General features: G+C 59.0%; 16 protein-coding genes. 8 read left to right on the forward strand and 8 right to left on the reverse strand.

Annotation, left to right across the window (positions count from 1 at the left end):
- Nucleotides 1-6: 6 nt before the first annotated feature.
- The 4 genes from astB to FHC49_RS18985 are packed head-to-tail and all read right to left on the reverse strand — an operon-like array spanning nucleotide 7 to nucleotide 5,055.
- On the reverse strand, nucleotides 7-1,332 hold the full coding sequence (gene astB / locus FHC49_RS18970) for an N-succinylarginine dihydrolase (RefSeq protein WP_220440585.1): 1,326 nt from the start codon (nucleotides 1,330-1,332) through the stop codon (nucleotides 7-9).
- Nucleotides 1,329-2,807 (reverse strand): succinylglutamate-semialdehyde dehydrogenase, encoded by a 1,479-nt coding sequence (astD, locus tag FHC49_RS18975; RefSeq protein ID WP_220440586.1) that lies wholly within the window; start codon nucleotides 2,805-2,807, stop codon nucleotides 1,329-1,331. The genes astB and astD overlap by 4 nt, the downstream gene beginning before the upstream one ends.
- Nucleotides 2,807-3,838 (reverse strand): arginine N-succinyltransferase, encoded by a 1,032-nt coding sequence (gene astA, locus FHC49_RS18980; RefSeq protein WP_220440587.1) that lies wholly within the window; start codon nucleotides 3,836-3,838, stop codon nucleotides 2,807-2,809. The genes astD and astA overlap by 1 nt, the downstream gene beginning before the upstream one ends.
- Nucleotides 3,835-5,055 carry an aspartate aminotransferase family protein gene (locus FHC49_RS18985; protein ID WP_220440588.1) on the reverse strand — a complete coding sequence of 407 codons (1,221 nt, stop codon included), beginning with the start codon at nucleotides 5,053-5,055 and terminating at the stop codon, nucleotides 3,835-3,837. The genes astA and FHC49_RS18985 overlap by 4 nt, the downstream gene beginning before the upstream one ends.
- Nucleotides 5,056-5,504: 449 nt before the next feature.
- Between FHC49_RS18985 and xthA the strand changes: the two genes are divergently transcribed.
- Nucleotides 5,505-6,308: an exodeoxyribonuclease III gene (gene xthA / locus FHC49_RS18990; RefSeq protein WP_185665988.1), complete on the forward strand. Its 804-nt coding sequence runs from the start codon at nucleotides 5,505-5,507 to the stop codon at nucleotides 6,306-6,308.
- Between the two features lie 624 nt (nucleotides 6,309-6,932).
- Here xthA and FHC49_RS24475 read toward each other — a convergent pair.
- Entirely contained in the window at nucleotides 6,933-7,121 is a 189-nt protein-coding gene (locus tag FHC49_RS24475) for a hypothetical protein (protein WP_255581415.1), read from the reverse strand.
- On the opposite strand from FHC49_RS24475, the gene FHC49_RS18995 reads away from it, so the two are divergent.
- The 6 genes from FHC49_RS18995 (at nucleotide 7,035) to FHC49_RS19020 (ending at nucleotide 13,099) form a co-directional block, all read left to right on the forward strand.
- Nucleotides 7,035-7,676 carry a TVP38/TMEM64 family protein gene (locus tag FHC49_RS18995; RefSeq protein WP_370631776.1) on the forward strand — a complete coding sequence of 214 codons (642 nt, stop codon included), beginning with the start codon at nucleotides 7,035-7,037 and terminating at the stop codon, nucleotides 7,674-7,676. The genes FHC49_RS24475 and FHC49_RS18995 overlap by 87 nt on opposite strands.
- Complete coding sequence (locus tag FHC49_RS19000) at nucleotides 7,676-8,377, forward strand: TVP38/TMEM64 family protein (RefSeq protein ID WP_220440589.1); 702 nt, start codon at nucleotides 7,676-7,678, stop codon at nucleotides 8,375-8,377. Before FHC49_RS18995 ends, FHC49_RS19000 begins: the two co-directional genes overlap by 1 nt.
- Nucleotides 8,377-9,570 carry an ABC transporter substrate-binding protein gene (locus FHC49_RS19005; protein WP_220440590.1) on the forward strand — a complete coding sequence of 398 codons (1,194 nt, stop codon included), beginning with the start codon at nucleotides 8,377-8,379 and terminating at the stop codon, nucleotides 9,568-9,570. The genes FHC49_RS19000 and FHC49_RS19005 overlap by 1 nt, the downstream gene beginning before the upstream one ends.
- The gene (locus FHC49_RS19010) at nucleotides 9,543-11,078 is read left to right on the forward strand and encodes a thiamine ABC transporter permease (protein WP_220440591.1); all 1,536 of its coding nucleotides are present in this window, start codon (nucleotides 9,543-9,545) and stop codon (nucleotides 11,076-11,078) included. Before FHC49_RS19005 ends, FHC49_RS19010 begins: the two co-directional genes overlap by 28 nt.
- Nucleotides 11,078-11,710 carry an ATP-binding cassette domain-containing protein gene (locus FHC49_RS19015; RefSeq protein ID WP_220440592.1) on the forward strand — a complete coding sequence of 211 codons (633 nt, stop codon included), beginning with the start codon at nucleotides 11,078-11,080 and terminating at the stop codon, nucleotides 11,708-11,710. Before FHC49_RS19010 ends, FHC49_RS19015 begins: the two co-directional genes overlap by 1 nt.
- 84 nt (nucleotides 11,711-11,794) lie before the next feature.
- Nucleotides 11,795-13,099, forward strand: a complete 1,305-nt coding sequence (locus tag FHC49_RS19020) for a sulfurtransferase (RefSeq protein ID WP_220440593.1) — start codon at nucleotides 11,795-11,797, stop codon at nucleotides 13,097-13,099.
- Here the strand turns inward: FHC49_RS19020 and FHC49_RS19025 are convergent.
- A complete protein-coding gene (locus tag FHC49_RS19025; protein WP_220440594.1) occupies nucleotides 13,096-13,728 on the reverse strand; it encodes a CDP-alcohol phosphatidyltransferase family protein in 633 nt (210 codons plus the stop codon). The two genes, FHC49_RS19020 and FHC49_RS19025, sit on opposite strands and share 4 nt — an antisense overlap.
- The gene (locus FHC49_RS19030) at nucleotides 13,718-14,287 is read right to left on the reverse strand and encodes a carboxymuconolactone decarboxylase family protein (protein ID WP_368300845.1); all 570 of its coding nucleotides are present in this window, start codon (nucleotides 14,285-14,287) and stop codon (nucleotides 13,718-13,720) included. The genes FHC49_RS19025 and FHC49_RS19030 overlap by 11 nt, the downstream gene beginning before the upstream one ends.
- 78 nt (nucleotides 14,288-14,365) lie before the next feature.
- Between FHC49_RS19030 and FHC49_RS19035 the strand changes: the two genes are divergently transcribed.
- Nucleotides 14,366-14,782 carry a pyrimidine (deoxy)nucleoside triphosphate diphosphatase gene (locus tag FHC49_RS19035; RefSeq protein WP_305067776.1) on the forward strand — a complete coding sequence of 139 codons (417 nt, stop codon included), beginning with the start codon at nucleotides 14,366-14,368 and terminating at the stop codon, nucleotides 14,780-14,782.
- Here the strand turns inward: FHC49_RS19035 and FHC49_RS19040 are convergent.
- Entirely contained in the window at nucleotides 14,742-15,017 is a 276-nt protein-coding gene (locus FHC49_RS19040; protein ID WP_220440595.1) for a YnjH family protein, read from the reverse strand. The genes FHC49_RS19035 and FHC49_RS19040 overlap by 41 nt on opposite strands.
- Between the last annotated feature and the right edge of the window lie 50 nt (nucleotides 15,018-15,067).

Genomic DNA, 15,067 nt, shown 5'->3' on the forward strand with positions numbered 1-15,067 from the left:
GCCTCCTTAGCGCTGGAACGGGTAGAGCGAGCCCAGACGCAGTATCTGGGTTAAGCGGTCAAGCGCCTCTCGTCCTTCTTGCAAAAGCTGCGGGTCGGCAAGATCGGCCTGAGTTAGCCGGTCCCGGTAGTAGCAATCAACCCAATCGTTCAGCGTGGCGAACAGCGTGTCGTTCATCATTACCGCTGGATTCACCGCCTGGCGTTCAGCTTCGGTAAGCACAACGCGCAGACGCAGACAGGCCGGGCCGCCGCCGTTGGCCATACTTTCACGCAGGTCGAACACCCGCAGTGCGTCTATCGGGTTATCCTGCGCCAGCAGATCGTTAAGGTAGCGCCACACCCGCGGGTGCTCCTGCGCTTCACCCGGCAGTACCAGCATCATGCTGCCGTCAGATTTGCTTAGCAGCTGGCTGTTGAACAGATAGGTCGACACCGCGTCATCCACCGTTACCCTGGAGGATGGAACTTCTATCGGCATAAACCCCGGCACTTTCTCCGCCAGTTCGCCCATCAGCGCGGACTGGTTCACAAAGGCTTCAGCATGGCAGAACAACACCTGGCGATTGCTTACCGCGATAACATCATTATGGAACACGCCACGATCGATGACCTGCGGATTTTGCTGGGCAAAAACCGCCTGATTCGGGTTGAGCTGGTTCAGCCGGGCCACCGCCTCGCTTGCCGCCCGCGTTTGCCGGGCAGGATAGCGCTGTGGCTGGTTGCCCTGTGCGCCGTCACGACCATAGACAAACAGCTGCACGCCCGGCTGGCCGTAGTCGCGCCCCAGGCGATTGTGGTTCGCCGCCCCTTCATCCCCGAATGCCGCCACCGAAGGCAGCGGGCGGTGCACGGCGAAATGTTCGGGATTGGCAAAAATAGCCTCCAGAATGGCCTGAGTGGTCGGCGCTTCACTGGCGCGGTGCAGCAGGCTGTTTAGGTTTGCCACCGTCAGGTGCACCTTGCCGTCCAATGCATCCGCTGAAGGACAAACCGTCGCCGCGTTCGCCACCCACATCGCCGAGGCCGAGCTGGCGGCGCTCAACAGTTCCGGTGCCTGCGCTGCCGCTTTGGCGATCACCTGCTCATCGCGCCCGCTAAAGCCAAGCTGACGCAGCAGCGCAACATTCGGTCGCTCCTGCGGTGGGATCACCCCTTGCGGAAATCCCGCGTCCGCCAGCGCTTTCATCTTTAGTAGTCCCTGCTTCGCCGCGCGCTGCGGGTTAGAGACCTGATATTGATGCTTCGTAGAGGCTTCATTGCCAAACGACAGCCCGGCGTAATGGTGCGTTAACCCCGGCAGGCCGTCAAAGTTCACTTCCCAGGCGTTCATGATGGCACCTCATGCTGAAAATCAAGCCCAGGGTTGAGGGTCGCAGGCAGCGTCAGTAGCGGTGATTCAAGGCTGGCCATTGGCCATGCGCAGTAGTCCGCGGCGTACCATGCACCGGGGCGATGGTTACCTGAGGCTCCGGTGCCGCCGAACGGCGCGGTGCTCGCCGCACCCGTCAGCGGTTTGTTCCAGTTGACGATCCCGGCACGCGCCTCCAGCAGCAGGCGCTCAAATTGTTCACGATCCGGCGAAATAAGCCCGCAGGAGAGGCCGTAGCGAGTAGCGTTAGCCAACCGAATCGCCTCATCAAAATCATCGTAACGCCATACCCCAAGCAGCGGCCCAAAGACCTCTTCATCGGCGATGTCGTGCGCCTCGCTGAGCTCAACTATCCCCGGTGTCAGCAGGGACGTTCCCGGCTTAAGTAACCGTGGTGCCAGCAGCGTTTTGCCGCCTTTTTCTACCTGCATCTGCCAGGCCTGATAGACTCGCTCCGCGGCCAGCGGCGAGATAAGCCCGCCGATAAACGGCTGCGGGTCGGCGTTCCACGCGCCCGGTATAATGCGCCCCGTCACCTCAACCAACCGCTGAAGAAACGCATCGCCCTGCGCGCCACGCTTCACCAGCAGGCGGCGCGCGCAGGTGCAGCGTTGCCCGGCGGTGACGAACGCTGACTGAATGGTCAGATGCACCGCGGCATCCAGATCGGCAACGTCATCGACAATCAGCGGGTTGTTACCGCCCATTTCCAGGGCGAGCATTTTTTGTGGCTGCCCGGCAAGCTGACGATGCAGATGAAACCCCGTTGCCGAACTGCCGGTAAACAGCACGCCGTCGAGCCCCGACTGGCCGCTGAGCGCCTCACCGGTTTCCCGCCCGCCCTGAAGTAGATTCAGCACGCCCGCCGGTAACCCAGCCTGCTCCCACAACTTAACCACCACCTCGCCGCATGCAGGCGTCAGTTCACTCGGCTTAAACACCAGCGTATTGCCCGCCAGCAGCGCCGGCACGATATGGCCGTTTGGCAGATGTCCAGGGAAGTTATAGGGGCCAAATACCGCCAGCACGCCGTGCGGACGATGGCGTAAGGTCGCCGCACCGTCGGCCATGTCGGTATGGCTCTCCCCGGTTCGGCTGTGGTAGGCCTTGATAGAGATGGCAATTTTGTTGATCATCGCCGTCACTTCGGTGGCCGCTTCCCAGCGCGGCTTGCCGGTTTCGCGGGCAATAGTGTCGGTCAGTGCGGCTTTATGGGCCTCCAGCAGCGCAGCAAACCCTTCGACGATGGTCTGACGTTCGCTAAACGGCCGACGCGCCCAGGCAGGAAACGCTGAACGTGCGGCGGCAACCGCCTGCTCAACCTGAGCGGCATCTGCGTCATTGCCCTGCCATACCGCTTCTGCCGTCACTGGGTTGGCGCTGCGACGCGCCTCGCCGTGACCAGACAGCCAGCAACCATTTATCCATAGGCTCATTATTTTTTCTCCTCAGGGCATAAGCGCACCAGGCGAACGGCATCACCCGGGTGACAGTTCAGGGCATCAGACTGCTCGGCGTTCAGAATCAGTACATCTGCCTGTGGGTCGGCATGAACCAGCATTGCGCGGTAGTGTTGATACTGTTCGTTGGCAACCACGCAGAGCGGTAAATCGGCCCCTGCCGGTTCACCTGCCGCCACCGTCACCAGACGGCTTTTACGCACCGCTCTTACGCGGTCGATATCGCACTCCAGCGTCGGGCCGCCGTCAAAAATGTCGACATAGTCGCGGTAGCGGAAGCCTTCTTTTTCGAGCACGGCGCGCGCGGGCGCCGTTTGCGGATGCACCTGCCCAATCACCGCCCGCGCCTCTTCACTGAGAAAATCGGTGTAGATCGGGTGTTTTGGCATCAGTTCAGCGATAAACGCCTTCTGCCCGGTGCCGCAGAGATAATCCGCGCGGGCAAACTCCATCGAGAAAAAGCGTTTACCAAGGCTCTCCCAGAACGGTGAATAGCCGTGGTCGTCAATCACCCCGCGCATCTCTGCCACCACCTTGTGGTTAAAGCAGTCGCGGAACGCCGCCATAAACAGAAAACGTGAGGATGACAGCAGGTGCCCGTTGCTCTCTTTACGCCATTCCGGGTCGAGAAACAGCGAACACAGTTCGCTGCTGCCGGTGTGATCGTTGGTCAGAAACAGCGTTGGCAGCGCGTTATAGACGTTCAGCTCTTTCGATGCATGCACCAGCGTCCCTACTCGATAGTTATACCAGGGGTCATTGATGCCGACGGCCACTTCGATGGCGCACACGCCCACCACGTCGCCGCTGCGGGTATCTTCCATCACAAACACATAGCCCTGGTCGCCGCGCGGCAGCGTGCCCTGCCAGGTCGCCTGCGAGCGAGCAATTCGCGCCGCCAGCGTGTGTTCATCCTGCGGCAGCGAGGTCAGCCCGCCACCGGTTTTTCCGGCCAGTTTCAGCAGGCCGGGCAGATCGCCGGACGCGATGGGACGGATAATCATCATGATGACTCTCCCGCGACAAAACGTTCACAGGCCGCAGCGAAACGGTTGAGACCGAGCGTCACGTCCTCTTCTTTGACGATGAGCGCTGGGGCAAAACGCACCACGTTTGCCCCAGCAATCAGCACCATCAGCCCTTCTTCCGCTGCCAGCAGGCTTATCTGCTTCGCTTTCCCGGCGTATTCGTCACGCAGCGCGCAACCAATTAACAAGCCGATGCCGCGTATCTCTTTAAATAACCCAAACTGGGTGTTGATGGCCTGTAGCCGTTCTTTAAACCACTGCTCGCGCTGTTTAACACCGCTCAGTACCGCAGGTGTGTTAATGATTGAAAGCACTTCACCTGCCACCGCGCAGGCCTGCGGGTTACCACCGTAGGTCGTGCCGTGGGTACCCACGGTCATGACGCTCGCCATCTCTTCGCGAGACAGCATTGCGCCAATAGGGAAGCCGCCACCCAGCGCTTTTGCGGTGGTCAGCAGATCCGGCGTGATGCCGTAGTGCATATAGGCGTACAATTCGCCGGTACGGCCCACGCCGGTCTGCACTTCATCGAAAATCAGCACCGCATGATGGCGATCGCACAGCTCTCGCAGCTCACGTAAAAACTCAAGCGTCGCCGGGATCACCCCACCTTCGCCCTGAATCGGCTCAACGATCACCGCACAGGTGCTGTCATCAATCAGCATGCGCGCAGACTCAAGATCGTTATAAACCCCGTGACGGACATCCGGTGGCAGCGGCGCAAAGTCCTGAGAATAGGCGGGCTGCCCGCCTGCGGTAACGGTAAACAACGTGCGGCCGTGGAACGCATTCTTGAAGGCTACAATGCCGCTTTTATGCGCACCGAAGCGGTCGTGGGCGAACTTACGCGCCGTTTTCAGCGCCGCTTCGTTGGCCTCGGCCCCGGAGTTACAGAAGAAAATGCGGTCAGCAAAGGTAGCGTCAATCAGCTGCTTAGCCAGTTTCAACGCTGGCTCATTGGTATAGCCGTTGCCGGTATGCCAGAACTTCGTCGCCTGATCGGTCAGGGCGCGGACCATCGCCGGGTGCGCATGCCCCAGGGCATTCACCGCAATACCGCCAGCAAAATCGATATAGCCTTTGCCCTCTTGATCCCACAACCAGGCCCCCTCACCGCGAACAGGAATAAACGCTGCCGGGGCGTAAACCGGCATCATCCACTGATCAAAATTTTGACGGCTGATTGACTGAGACATAGCGACCTCGATAAGTAAATAAATGGTTTATTTTATGTTAATGAATTGATGTTTTTCCCTTTAAATGTAGATTGCACGGTTCGTGCCAGCGAGAGGTAAAAATGCATAAACGAGGTTCGATAACGAAATATCAATGAGTTACAAAAGGCACTTATTCACCACAAATGCATAAAAAGTGAATATTAGTGACAGCAGGCGATGATTGCAGGGCGAAATTAAGAAATATTATGCATCCACAAAATATCATTCTGGATTTGTGATCAACTGCGAAATTTATCGTAGATTTACGCCTTATTACGGCGCAGATTGCCTCAATCTGGTGCAGTTTTTGCTCTGCAACATGGCAGCGGTAATAAAAGAAATTGGCGATACCGCCGGGCGAAGGCAGCGAGGTACGTTAAATTCTGCTACTATCCCGTCACAATTCACCAGGTAAAGTGACGACCACTATGAAATTTGTCTCTTTTAATATCAACGGCCTGCGCGCCCGCCCTCATCAACTGCAAGCCATCGTTGAAAAACATCAGCCTGATGTGATTGGCCTGCAGGAGACCAAGGTTCACGACGACATGTTCCCCCTGGAAGAGGTGGCGAAGCTCGGTTACCACGTGTTCTACCACGGACAAAAAGGCCACTATGGCGTTGCGCTGCTGACCAAAGCCGAACCGATTGCCGTGCACCGTGGTTTCCCGACCGATGATCCCGAGGCGCAGCGTCGTCTGATCATCGCCGAAGTGCCGTCACCCTTCGGCAACGTGACGGTGATGAACGGCTATTTCCCGCAGGGCGAGAGCCGCGACCATGAAACCAAATTCCCGGCCAAAACCAAGTTTTATCAGGATTTGCAGGATTATCTGGAAACCCGTCTGAGTAAAGAGAACCCGGTGCTGATTATGGGCGATATGAACATCAGCCCGACCGATCTCGATATCGGGATTGGCGAAGATAGCCGTAAGCGCTGGCTGCGCACCGGTAAGTGCTCGTTCCTGCCGGAAGAGCGCGAGTGGATGCAGCGTCTGCTGGGCTGGGGTCTGGTGGATACGTTCCGTAATGCCAATCCAGAAACCAACGATCGTTTCTCGTGGTTTGATTACCGCTCCAAAGGGTTTGACGATAATCGTGGGCTGCGTATTGATTTGCTGCTGGCAAGCCAGCCGCTGGCGGCGCACTGCGTGGAGACGGGGATTGATTATGAGATCCGTGGGATGGAGAAGCCATCGGACCATGCACCGGTGTGGGCAACGTTTAAATAAGCTCGTATTTGCTAGTTTAGTGCACCTGTTCCGTTCACTTTACGTTAGGTGGAATATGAAGTTCCATCACCGGTGAACGGGCCAAGGGGTGCGGCCGCGCACCCCTTCGCAATCCCCGCGGCCCCGCAGGGAAATCGGTGCTTCGCACTGCGCTCGCCTACGACTCCAGCCTGCGGCACGGCGAAACTCGACGTCCTGTCTCGGTTCGCCTCAGTCCGCCATCCATGGCGGACTGACCTTGTCTTCCGTGCTACGGCTCGCCGATTTCCAGCGGGGACTCATCGGTTTCAGAAAGACTGTTTTTTGCTGTTAACTAAAAGACCGCGCGGTTTTACAGGGACGTTGCCTCGCGCCCGACCCGAAGCCGGAAGGGATAAGCTGAGGGAACCGCGAAGCGGCGATTTTGCCGCCAGAGCCCGGGGGTGCAGGGGGCGGCGGCGATTGGCCGCCCCTTGCGCGCTCCCTGCGCCAATACAATTTATATGGCTAGCGCTGGAAGGGAGCGCAACAAAGTGATTATCCAAACAGAATCCCCCACAAACAGCGCAAAGCCCTCAACGATACAAGTAAAAATTCTGAGCAAAATCAATAAACCAACGCTAATATCTTGCAGTGACCACTAATCTATAATACCGTCGCGCGCACTTTTTCTTCCCGGCTGGAGGACCCCCATGCAAAAGAAGTCACAACCACACAGCCACTAAGCTCCTGCTCATTGTCGCTGTCATCAGCCTGCTCGCTATCCTGATCCACACCTTCGACCTCGCTGACCTGGTCACCAACTTCCGCCACCTGCAGGAACTGGTACGCCAAAGCGGCGCGCTTGGCTACGTCATCTACATCACCCTGTTTATCCTCGCCACGGTATGCCTGCTGCCCGGCAGCGTGCTGGTGCTGGTCGGTGGCATTGCCTTTGGTCCGTGGCTCGGCACACTGCTATCGCTGATTGCCGCCACCGTCGCCTCGGCGCTCTCCTTCCTGCTCGCCCGCTGGCTCGGACGGGCGCTGCTGCTCAAATACGTCGGGCACACTGCCACCTTTCAGGCGATTGAGCGCGGTATCGCCCGCAGCGGCATCGACTTTTTGATTCTTACCCGGCTTATTCCGCTCTTTCCGTACAATATTCAAAACTACGCCTACGGACTGACCGCCATCCCCTTCTGGCCCTATACCCTGATCTCTGCGCTGACCACATTGCCGGGAATTTTTATCTATACGCTGATGGCGAGCGAACTGGCGGCACACGGCCTGACGCTGGCGTTTATCCTCAAACTGAGCCTCGCCGGGCTGGCGCTGTTTGCGCTGGTGCAGGCGGCCAAACGCTATGCCCGGCATAGACGCGTTGACCTTTCCGAGGAGGAGTGCTGATGGCATCACGCAACGCCACGCTGTTTTTCCGTCTGCTGCTGCTCACCGCGTTTATTGCGCTGCTGCTGGCCTGGTGGTGTATTCCGAGCGTGAATGCGTTTATCGATCATAGCCTGACCGCGTTTCTCGCCGTCGACCAGCAGGGCATCGAGCGGTTTATCCACTCCTATGGATCACAGGCCGCCGCGGTCTCCTTTGTGCTGATGATTTTTCAGGCCGTTGCCGCCCCGCTGCCCGCCTTTCTTATCACCTTCGCCAATGCCTCGCTGTTCGGCGCGTTCTGGGGCGCGGTGCTCTCGTGGACCAGCTCGATGGCCGGTGCCGCGCTATGCTTCTACATCGCCCGGCTGATGGGGCGCGGAGTGGTCGAAAAGCTGACCGGAAAAATGGTGCTTAAAAGCATTGACGGCTTCTTTGAACGCTACGGCAAGCACACCATTTTAGTCTGCCGCCTGCTGCCTTTCGTCCCCTTCGACCCGGTGAGCTACGCCGCCGGGCTGACGTCGCTGCGCTTTCGCCACTTTTTTATCGCCACGGGTATTGGTCAGATTCCCGCCACCATCGTCTATTCATGGGTCGGCAGCCTGCTCACCGGCGGCACCTTCTGGTTTGTCACCGGGCTGTTTATTTTGTTCGCACTGACTATCGTTATCGTTGTCGCTAAGACGTTCTATCATGAACGACAAAAGAGGAATTCCTGATGCGTTATCACGCAGATGTACATTGCCTGCGCGCTGGGCTGTTGGGGCTTGGCCTATTGGCGCTGAGTCCATTAACGGCTCACGCGCAAAGCTGGCAGCAGGTGGAAAATGAGGCCAAAGGGCAAACCGTCTGGTTTAACGCCTGGGGTGGCGACGAAGCGGTGAACCACTATCTTGACTGGGTGAGCGGTGAAGTGAAGCGTGATTACGCCATTAACCTGCGCATCGTACACATTGCCGATGCGGCAGACACCGTAAAGCGCATTCAGACCGAAGCGCAGGCCGGGCGTAAGACTAACGGATCGGTCGATTTGTTGTGGGTCAACGGTGAAAACTTCCGCGCGCTGAAAGAGGCCAACCTGCTGCGTACCGGTTGGGCGGAGCAGTTACCGAACTGGCGCTATGTGGATGTGAGCAAACCGGTGCGGGAAGATTTCTCGGTACCGGTGGAAGGCGCAGAATCGCCATGGGGCAGCGCACAGCTGACCTTTATTGCTCGCCAGCAGCAAACGCCGCAGCCGCCGGACTCACCGCAGGCGCTGCTCGAATTTGCCAAAGCCCATCCCGGCACGGTGACCTACCCGCGCCCACCCGACTTCACCGGCACTGCGCTGCTTGAACAGTTGTTAATCAACCTCACCACCCAGCCGGATGCGCTGAAGCAGCCGCCGGAGGCAAAGACCTTTGCTGCCGTCACCGCACCGCTGTGGGCCTATCTTGATACGCTGCACCCGCTGCTGTGGCGCAATGGTAAAGATTTCCCCCCTTCACCGGCGCGAATGGACGCCATGCTGAGCAACGGTTCGCTGCGCCTCTCCCTCACCTTTAACCCGATGCACGCGAAGCAGAAAGTGGCAAAAGGCGAACTGCCGAAGGACAGCTACAGCGTTGGTTTCCAGAGCGGCATGCTGGGCAACGTGCACTTCGTGACAATTCCGGCGAACGCTTCCGCCAGCGCCGGGGCGCAGGTGGTGGCAAACTTCCTGCTCTCCCCTGAAGCACAGTTGCGCAAGGCCGATCCAGCGGTATGGGGCGACCCCAGCGTGCTGGATCCGGCAAAACTAAGTCCCGAACAGCAAAAAACGCTGCAATCGCTTATCCCGGAACACGGGCCGAAAGTACTGGCTGAGCCGCACGCTGCCTGGGTGAATGCGCTGGAGCAGGAATGGCTGCGCCGTTACGGTACGCACTGATTCTACTTTGCTGGGGCATGATGCTGATTATCTATCTGCCCCTGCTTCCCGCTGCCGGTCTGCTGTTAAGACCAGCGTTTTCGCTCGCCCACTGGCAACAACTGCTCACCGACCCGCAGCTGATACAGGCACTGACCGCGACGATCGTCTCCACGCTGCTCGCGGTTGGTGGCGCGCTGGTGCTGGCGCTACTGGTCATCGCGACGCTTTGGCCTTCTGCGGGCTGGCAGCGGCTGGCCTCCCGTCTGCCCTGGCTGCTGGCGCTGCCGCACGTAGCCTTCGCTACCTGCGCGCTGCTGCTGTTTGCCGAAGGCGGTGAACTCTACCGTTTGCTGCCGATGCTCAGCCCATTTCAGGACCGCTACGGTATCGGGCTGGGTCTGGTGCTGGCGGTCAAAGAGAGCGGCTTTTTACTGTGGGTGTGCTGGGCGCTACTCGGCGAACGCCGGCTGGCAGAACAGGTGGTGGTGTTTAAAAGCCTCGGCTACGGGCGCGGGCAGTGCCTGACCCGGGTTATTCTTCCGGCATTGATGCCCTCGCTCAAGGTGGCGCTGCTGGCCACCGCGGCCTGGACACTGTCGGTGGTCGACGTGGCGACGATTATCGGCCCCGGTAACCCGCCGACGCTGGCGGTGCTGGCCTGGCAATGGCTGAATTCGGCAGCCCCGGAGGATCAGGTCAAAGGTGAACTGGCCTGCCTGCTGTTACTGGTGTTGCTGGCGCTACTTGCCGGTACCGCCGCAGGCCTCTGGTCGCTCTGGCAACGACGACTGCCCAGGTTGAACGGCGTACGACGCCCCAGTTTCTCGCAAGCCCCAGGACGAATAGTCGGCCTGCTGCTGCCGCTCAGCGGATTAGTCTGTACCCTGTTTCTGATGTTGCAAGCGCACGCCACTCTGCCCGATGCCGATACCTTCAACAACAGTCTGTGGCTGGGGCTGCTGTCCGCGCCGATCGGTGCGGTGGTCTGCCTACTGTGGCTGGAATGGGGGCCACGCCGGGTACAGGGTTGGCTCAACCTTCCGCTGCTGTTACCCGCCCTGCCGCTGGCCGCAGGGCAATATCAACTGGCGCTATATGGCTGGCTCGATGGGCAGTTCGCCACCGTGCTGTGGGGGCATCTGCTGTGGGTAGTGCCATGGATGCTGTTTGTACTTCGCCCGGCCTGGCAGAAAATTGACCCGCGCCAGATACTGTTGGCAAAAACGCTTGGCTGGCAGCGCGGGGCGATTTTCCTACGGCTGAAGTGCCCGCTGATCGTTCGCCCGCTGCTGTCGGCGCTGGCGGTCGGCTTTTCCGTGAGTATCGCCCAGTATCTGCCCACCCAATGGCTTGGCGGTGGACGCGTGCCCACGCTAACCACCGAAGCCGTGGCGCTGAGCAGCGGCGGCGTAACCGCGACGCTTGCCGCCCAAGCGCTATGGCAGCTGTTGCTGCCGATGGGCTTCTTTTTACTTACCGCGCTGCTGGCGCGCCGTATCGGCCATTTACGCCGGGGATTACGCTAATGTTGCAGGTCAACAATCTGACGCTCACGCTCGGCGGTCAGCCACTGTTGCGCGAGGTTAACTTCACCGTCGCGGCGGGCGAAATTGTGACGCTGATGGGGCCGTCTGGCTGCGGAAAGTCGACGCTGTTTTCGTGGATGGTCGGCGCGCTCGATGGCGCCTTTCGCGCACAAGGCGAACTGTGGCTTAACGGCCGCCGCTGCGATCCGCTACCTACTGAGAAACGGCGCATCGGCGTGCTGTTCCAGGACGCGTTGCTGTTCGACAATATGAGCGTCGGGCAGAACCTGCAGCTAGCGCTGCCCGCGACCGTTACCCGTCATGCCCGCCAGCCTCGCGTTGAGCTGGCGCTGGCGCAGGCGGGGTTAGACGGTTTTTATCGTCGTGACCCGGCCACCCTTTCCGGTGGCCAGCGCGCCCGCGTGGCGCTGCTGCGCGCGCTGCTGGCAGAGCCCGACGCGCTGCTGCTGGATGAGCCATTTAGCCGCCTCGACGGGCCGCTGCGCGGCAGTTTTCGCCAATGGGTGTTCGACGAACTCCGCCAGTTGCACATTCCCGTGGTGCAGGTGACTCACGACCCGGATGATGTCCCCACCGGCGCCCTCTGTTTGCAGTTAGCAAACTGGCATTGACGCGGGAAATACTGCGTTAACGCAAGGTATTTCCCCCTCTAGAGGTTCAGAATGATGCTCCTTTTTTCCTCGTCGGATGATTTGATGAAACGTGTTTCTCAACTGACCGCGCTGGCCGTTGCGCTTGGCCTCGCTTCCTCTGTCTTTGCTGCCGAAACGGCAAAAACCTTAACCTTGACCCACCTGCTGCAGCAAAATGGCACCGCCATTGATACGCGCATGAGCGCGTTTTACAACGGCTGGCCTCAGCATACCAACGGCACGCAGGGCCACGAACCGGGCGCGTTAAACCTCTCCGCAAGCTGGCTCTCCGCGATGAACGACGAGCAGCTTAGCGCGTGGGCGCAGCAGCATCAGCTGAGTAAAACCACCGACATCGCACTTTACGGCGACAGTAAAGACAACGAGGCGGTCGCCAAACGTCTGAAACACGCGGGCTTCAACAATATCTCCACCCTGAGCGATGCGCTGGAGCAGCCAGACCGTCTGCAAAAGCTGCCGCACTTCGAACAACTGGTATACCCGCAGTGGCTGCATGATTTACAGCAGGGTAAAAACGTTCCGGCAAAACCGGCTGGCGACGTTAAAGTGATTGAAGCTGCCTGGGGCGCGCCGAAACTTTACCTGGTCAGCCATATTCCGAACGCAGGCTATATCGACACCAACGAGGTGGAAAGCGAGCCGCTGTGGAATAAGGTTTCTGACGATAAGCTCAAAGCGATGCTGGCGAAACACGGCATCCGCCATGACACCACCGTTATTCTTTACGGTCGCGATGTCTATGCTGCGGCGCGTGTCGCACAAATTATGCTGTATGCGGGCGTGAAAGATGTGCGCCTGCTGGACGGCGGCTGGAAAACCTGGTCCGATGCAGGTCTGCCGGTGGAACGCGGCCTGCCGAAAGACGTGGCTCCGGCGCCAGACTTCGGCATCACCATCCCCGCCCAACCGCAGTTGATGCTGGATATGGAACAGGCGCGCAGCCTGCTGCATCGTCAGGATGCGTCGCTGGTCAGCATTCGCTCGTGGCCGGAATTTATCGGCACCACCAGCGGCTACAGCTACATTAAGCCAAAAGGTGAGATTGCTGGCGCTCGTTGGGGCCATGCGGGTAGCGACTCCACCCATATGGAAGATTTCCATAACCCGGACGGCACCATGCGCAGCGCAGATGATATCGCAGCGATGTGGAAGTCCTGGAACATTCTGCCAACCCAGCAGGTCTCCTTCTATTGCGGCACCGGCTGGCGCGCGTCTGAGACCTTTATGTACGCCCGTGCGATGGGCTGGCAGAACGTCAGCGTCTACGACGGCGGCTGGTACGAGTGGAGTAGCAATCCTAAGAACCCGGTTTCCACCGGCGATCGCGGCCCCGACAGTTCTCGCTAATCCGTCTCTTTATGACGCTGGAGGTTCTTCAGCGTCATGTACCCTCCCCACACCCGATTAAACGTCGTCAGCCAGCACAGCGCGCCAAAGATCCACGCCATCCACGCGAACCACGCCGGAAACAAGCAGCCCAGCACAAACAGCAAAATCGTCTCAGTGCCTTCGGTTAAACCGCCAAGGTAGTAAAACGATTTGTGGGCGTAGCCTGGGTTATCAATCTGATGCTTCGCCGCCAGCGCCGCAAACGCCAGAAAGCTGCTGCCGGTGCCCATAAACGCAAACAGCAACCAGCCCCCCGCCAGGGCATTCGCCGTCGGATCTGCCAGCATAAAGCCGAACGGTACCAGCGCGTAGAACAGAAAATCGAGGGCGATATCCAGAAAGCCGCCGGCATCCGTCAGCCCACGCCGCCGGGCCAGCGCGCCGTCAAGCCCGTCGAGCAACCGATTTGCCACGATGGCCACCAGCGCCGCGCCGTACCAGCCCAGCGCCAGAAACGGCAGCGCTAAAACGCCAATCGCAAAGCCCAGCAGCGTAATGCCGTCGGCGGAAATACCGGGTTTATCCAGCGCCTGCGCCGCGCGGTTCAACAGTGGTTTCAGGCGCGGGTGAAGATGTTTATCCAGCATCGTGCTCTCCCGTCGTGCGGCACAGCCCCTGTGAAGGGATCTCCAGCGCAGCATTAAAGCGCGCCGACAAATTCTGAAATGCCACCAGCGCGGTCATCTCCGTGATTTGTTCATCATTAAAGTGACAGTGTAACGATTCTTTCTGTGCTACAGAAATTAACGGCGGCGTCGCGGTCATCGCATCAGCGTAGTCCAGCGCCGCACGTTCAGCAGGAGAAAACAGCGTCGAGGTTTGCCAATCGCCCAGCGCCAGCACTTTATCCATCGCCCCGCTACGCTGTGCCAGACGCAGGCTGTTGGCATCAATGCAAAATGCGCAGTCGCACTGCTGGGAAACGCGGGTCATCAACAGTGCCCGTAGCGTGGGGTCCAGACGCGCTTTTTTACGCTCCAGATAGCCAACAAACAGCGCCACTAACCAGAAGAGCCGGGGCATCCGCCCCCACCAGCGGGTGGGATTCAATACGCTGCCGTAATGCTTCTGCTGCATGGCAACAATAGGTTTCAGACTGAGGGGTAACTGACTGAGCGGCTGCACCCAGGGTTGTTTATTTTTCACCCGGAGACTCCTGCAAGGCTTTAGCTAACAACAAAGCAGCGATAATATGGCATTCCTTTTATCAAGTCTTTGACCGCTATGCTGAAAACCATTGATGTTGTTGCCGCCATAATTGAACAAAACGGCAAAATTCTGCTGGCCCAGCGCCCGCCGCATGCCGATCAGGCCGGGCTTTGGGAGTTCGCAGGTGGAAAAGTTGAGGCGGGCGAAAGCCAGCCGGAAGCGCTGGTGCGCGAACTACAGGAAGAGTTGGCGATCCGCGCCTGGCCTGGCCGTTACGTTGCCAGCCACCAGCGTGAAGTCTCCGGGAGAATCATCCATCTTCACGCCTGGCACGTGCCCCGTTTTGACGGTGAAATCATCGCCCGCGAACACAGTGCGCTGGTGTGGTGCACGCCAGAAGAGGCCTTTAGCTATGCGCTGGCCCCCGCCGATGTGCCGCTGCTTGAGGCGTTTATGGCTTTACCCGACGCCAGACCAGCGGATTCGTGCTGATGGTTCGCTCATCGCGCTGACACTGTAACAGCACGCCCTCAGCCTTAATCACCGCCCCTTCCGAGTAGTTCTGGTTCTCATAAATACAGCACTGGGTGCACGGCTGCGCCCGCTGGGTGGTGTTGCTGTTGCTGTTGCTGAACACCTCTGGCGGGACATTCACTTCAAGCTGCGGTCGCGCCTGCGCCGCATGACAAAACAGCGCCAGAGCGCCCGCTATCCAGAACGTTTTCATCCCTTAATCTCCTGAAAAATCTTCTCTTAATACTATCGACCAAATTCAGG

The sequence above is a fragment of the Kluyvera sp. EC_51 genome (assembly GCF_019584505.1).
GTDB classification, from domain to species: Bacteria; Pseudomonadota; Gammaproteobacteria; order Enterobacterales; family Enterobacteriaceae; genus Kluyvera; species Kluyvera sichuanensis.

Bases quoted from the DNA above. Each gene is read 5' to 3' on its own strand.
- astB (WP_220440585.1), bottom strand. From the start codon at position 1,332: ATGAACGCCTGGGAAGTGAACTTTGACGGCCTGCCGGGGTTAACGCAC.
- astD (WP_220440586.1), bottom strand. From the start codon at position 2,807: ATGAGCCTATGGATAAATGGTTGCTGGCTGTCTGGTCACGGCGAGGCG.
- astA (WP_220440587.1), bottom strand. From the start codon at position 3,838: ATGATGATTATCCGTCCCATCGCGTCCGGCGATCTGCCCGGCCTGCTG.
- FHC49_RS18985 (WP_220440588.1), bottom strand. From the start codon at position 5,055: ATGTCTCAGTCAATCAGCCGTCAAAATTTTGATCAGTGGATGATGCCG.
- xthA (WP_185665988.1), top strand. From the start codon at position 5,505: ATGAAATTTGTCTCTTTTAATATCAACGGCCTGCGCGCCCGCCCTCAT.
- FHC49_RS19000 (WP_220440589.1), top strand. From the start codon at position 7,676: ATGGCATCACGCAACGCCACGCTGTTTTTCCGTCTGCTGCTGCTCACC.
- FHC49_RS19005 (WP_220440590.1), top strand. From the start codon at position 8,377: ATGCGTTATCACGCAGATGTACATTGCCTGCGCGCTGGGCTGTTGGGG.
- FHC49_RS19010 (WP_220440591.1), top strand. From the start codon at position 9,543: ATGGCTGCGCCGTTACGGTACGCACTGATTCTACTTTGCTGGGGCATG.
- FHC49_RS19015 (WP_220440592.1), top strand. From the start codon at position 11,078: ATGTTGCAGGTCAACAATCTGACGCTCACGCTCGGCGGTCAGCCACTG.
- FHC49_RS19020 (WP_220440593.1), top strand. From the start codon at position 11,795: ATGAAACGTGTTTCTCAACTGACCGCGCTGGCCGTTGCGCTTGGCCTC.
- FHC49_RS19025 (WP_220440594.1), bottom strand. From the start codon at position 13,728: ATGCTGGATAAACATCTTCACCCGCGCCTGAAACCACTGTTGAACCGC.
- FHC49_RS19035 (WP_305067776.1), top strand. From the start codon at position 14,366: ATGCTGAAAACCATTGATGTTGTTGCCGCCATAATTGAACAAAACGGC.
- FHC49_RS19040 (WP_220440595.1), bottom strand. From the start codon at position 15,017: ATGAAAACGTTCTGGATAGCGGGCGCTCTGGCGCTGTTTTGTCATGCG.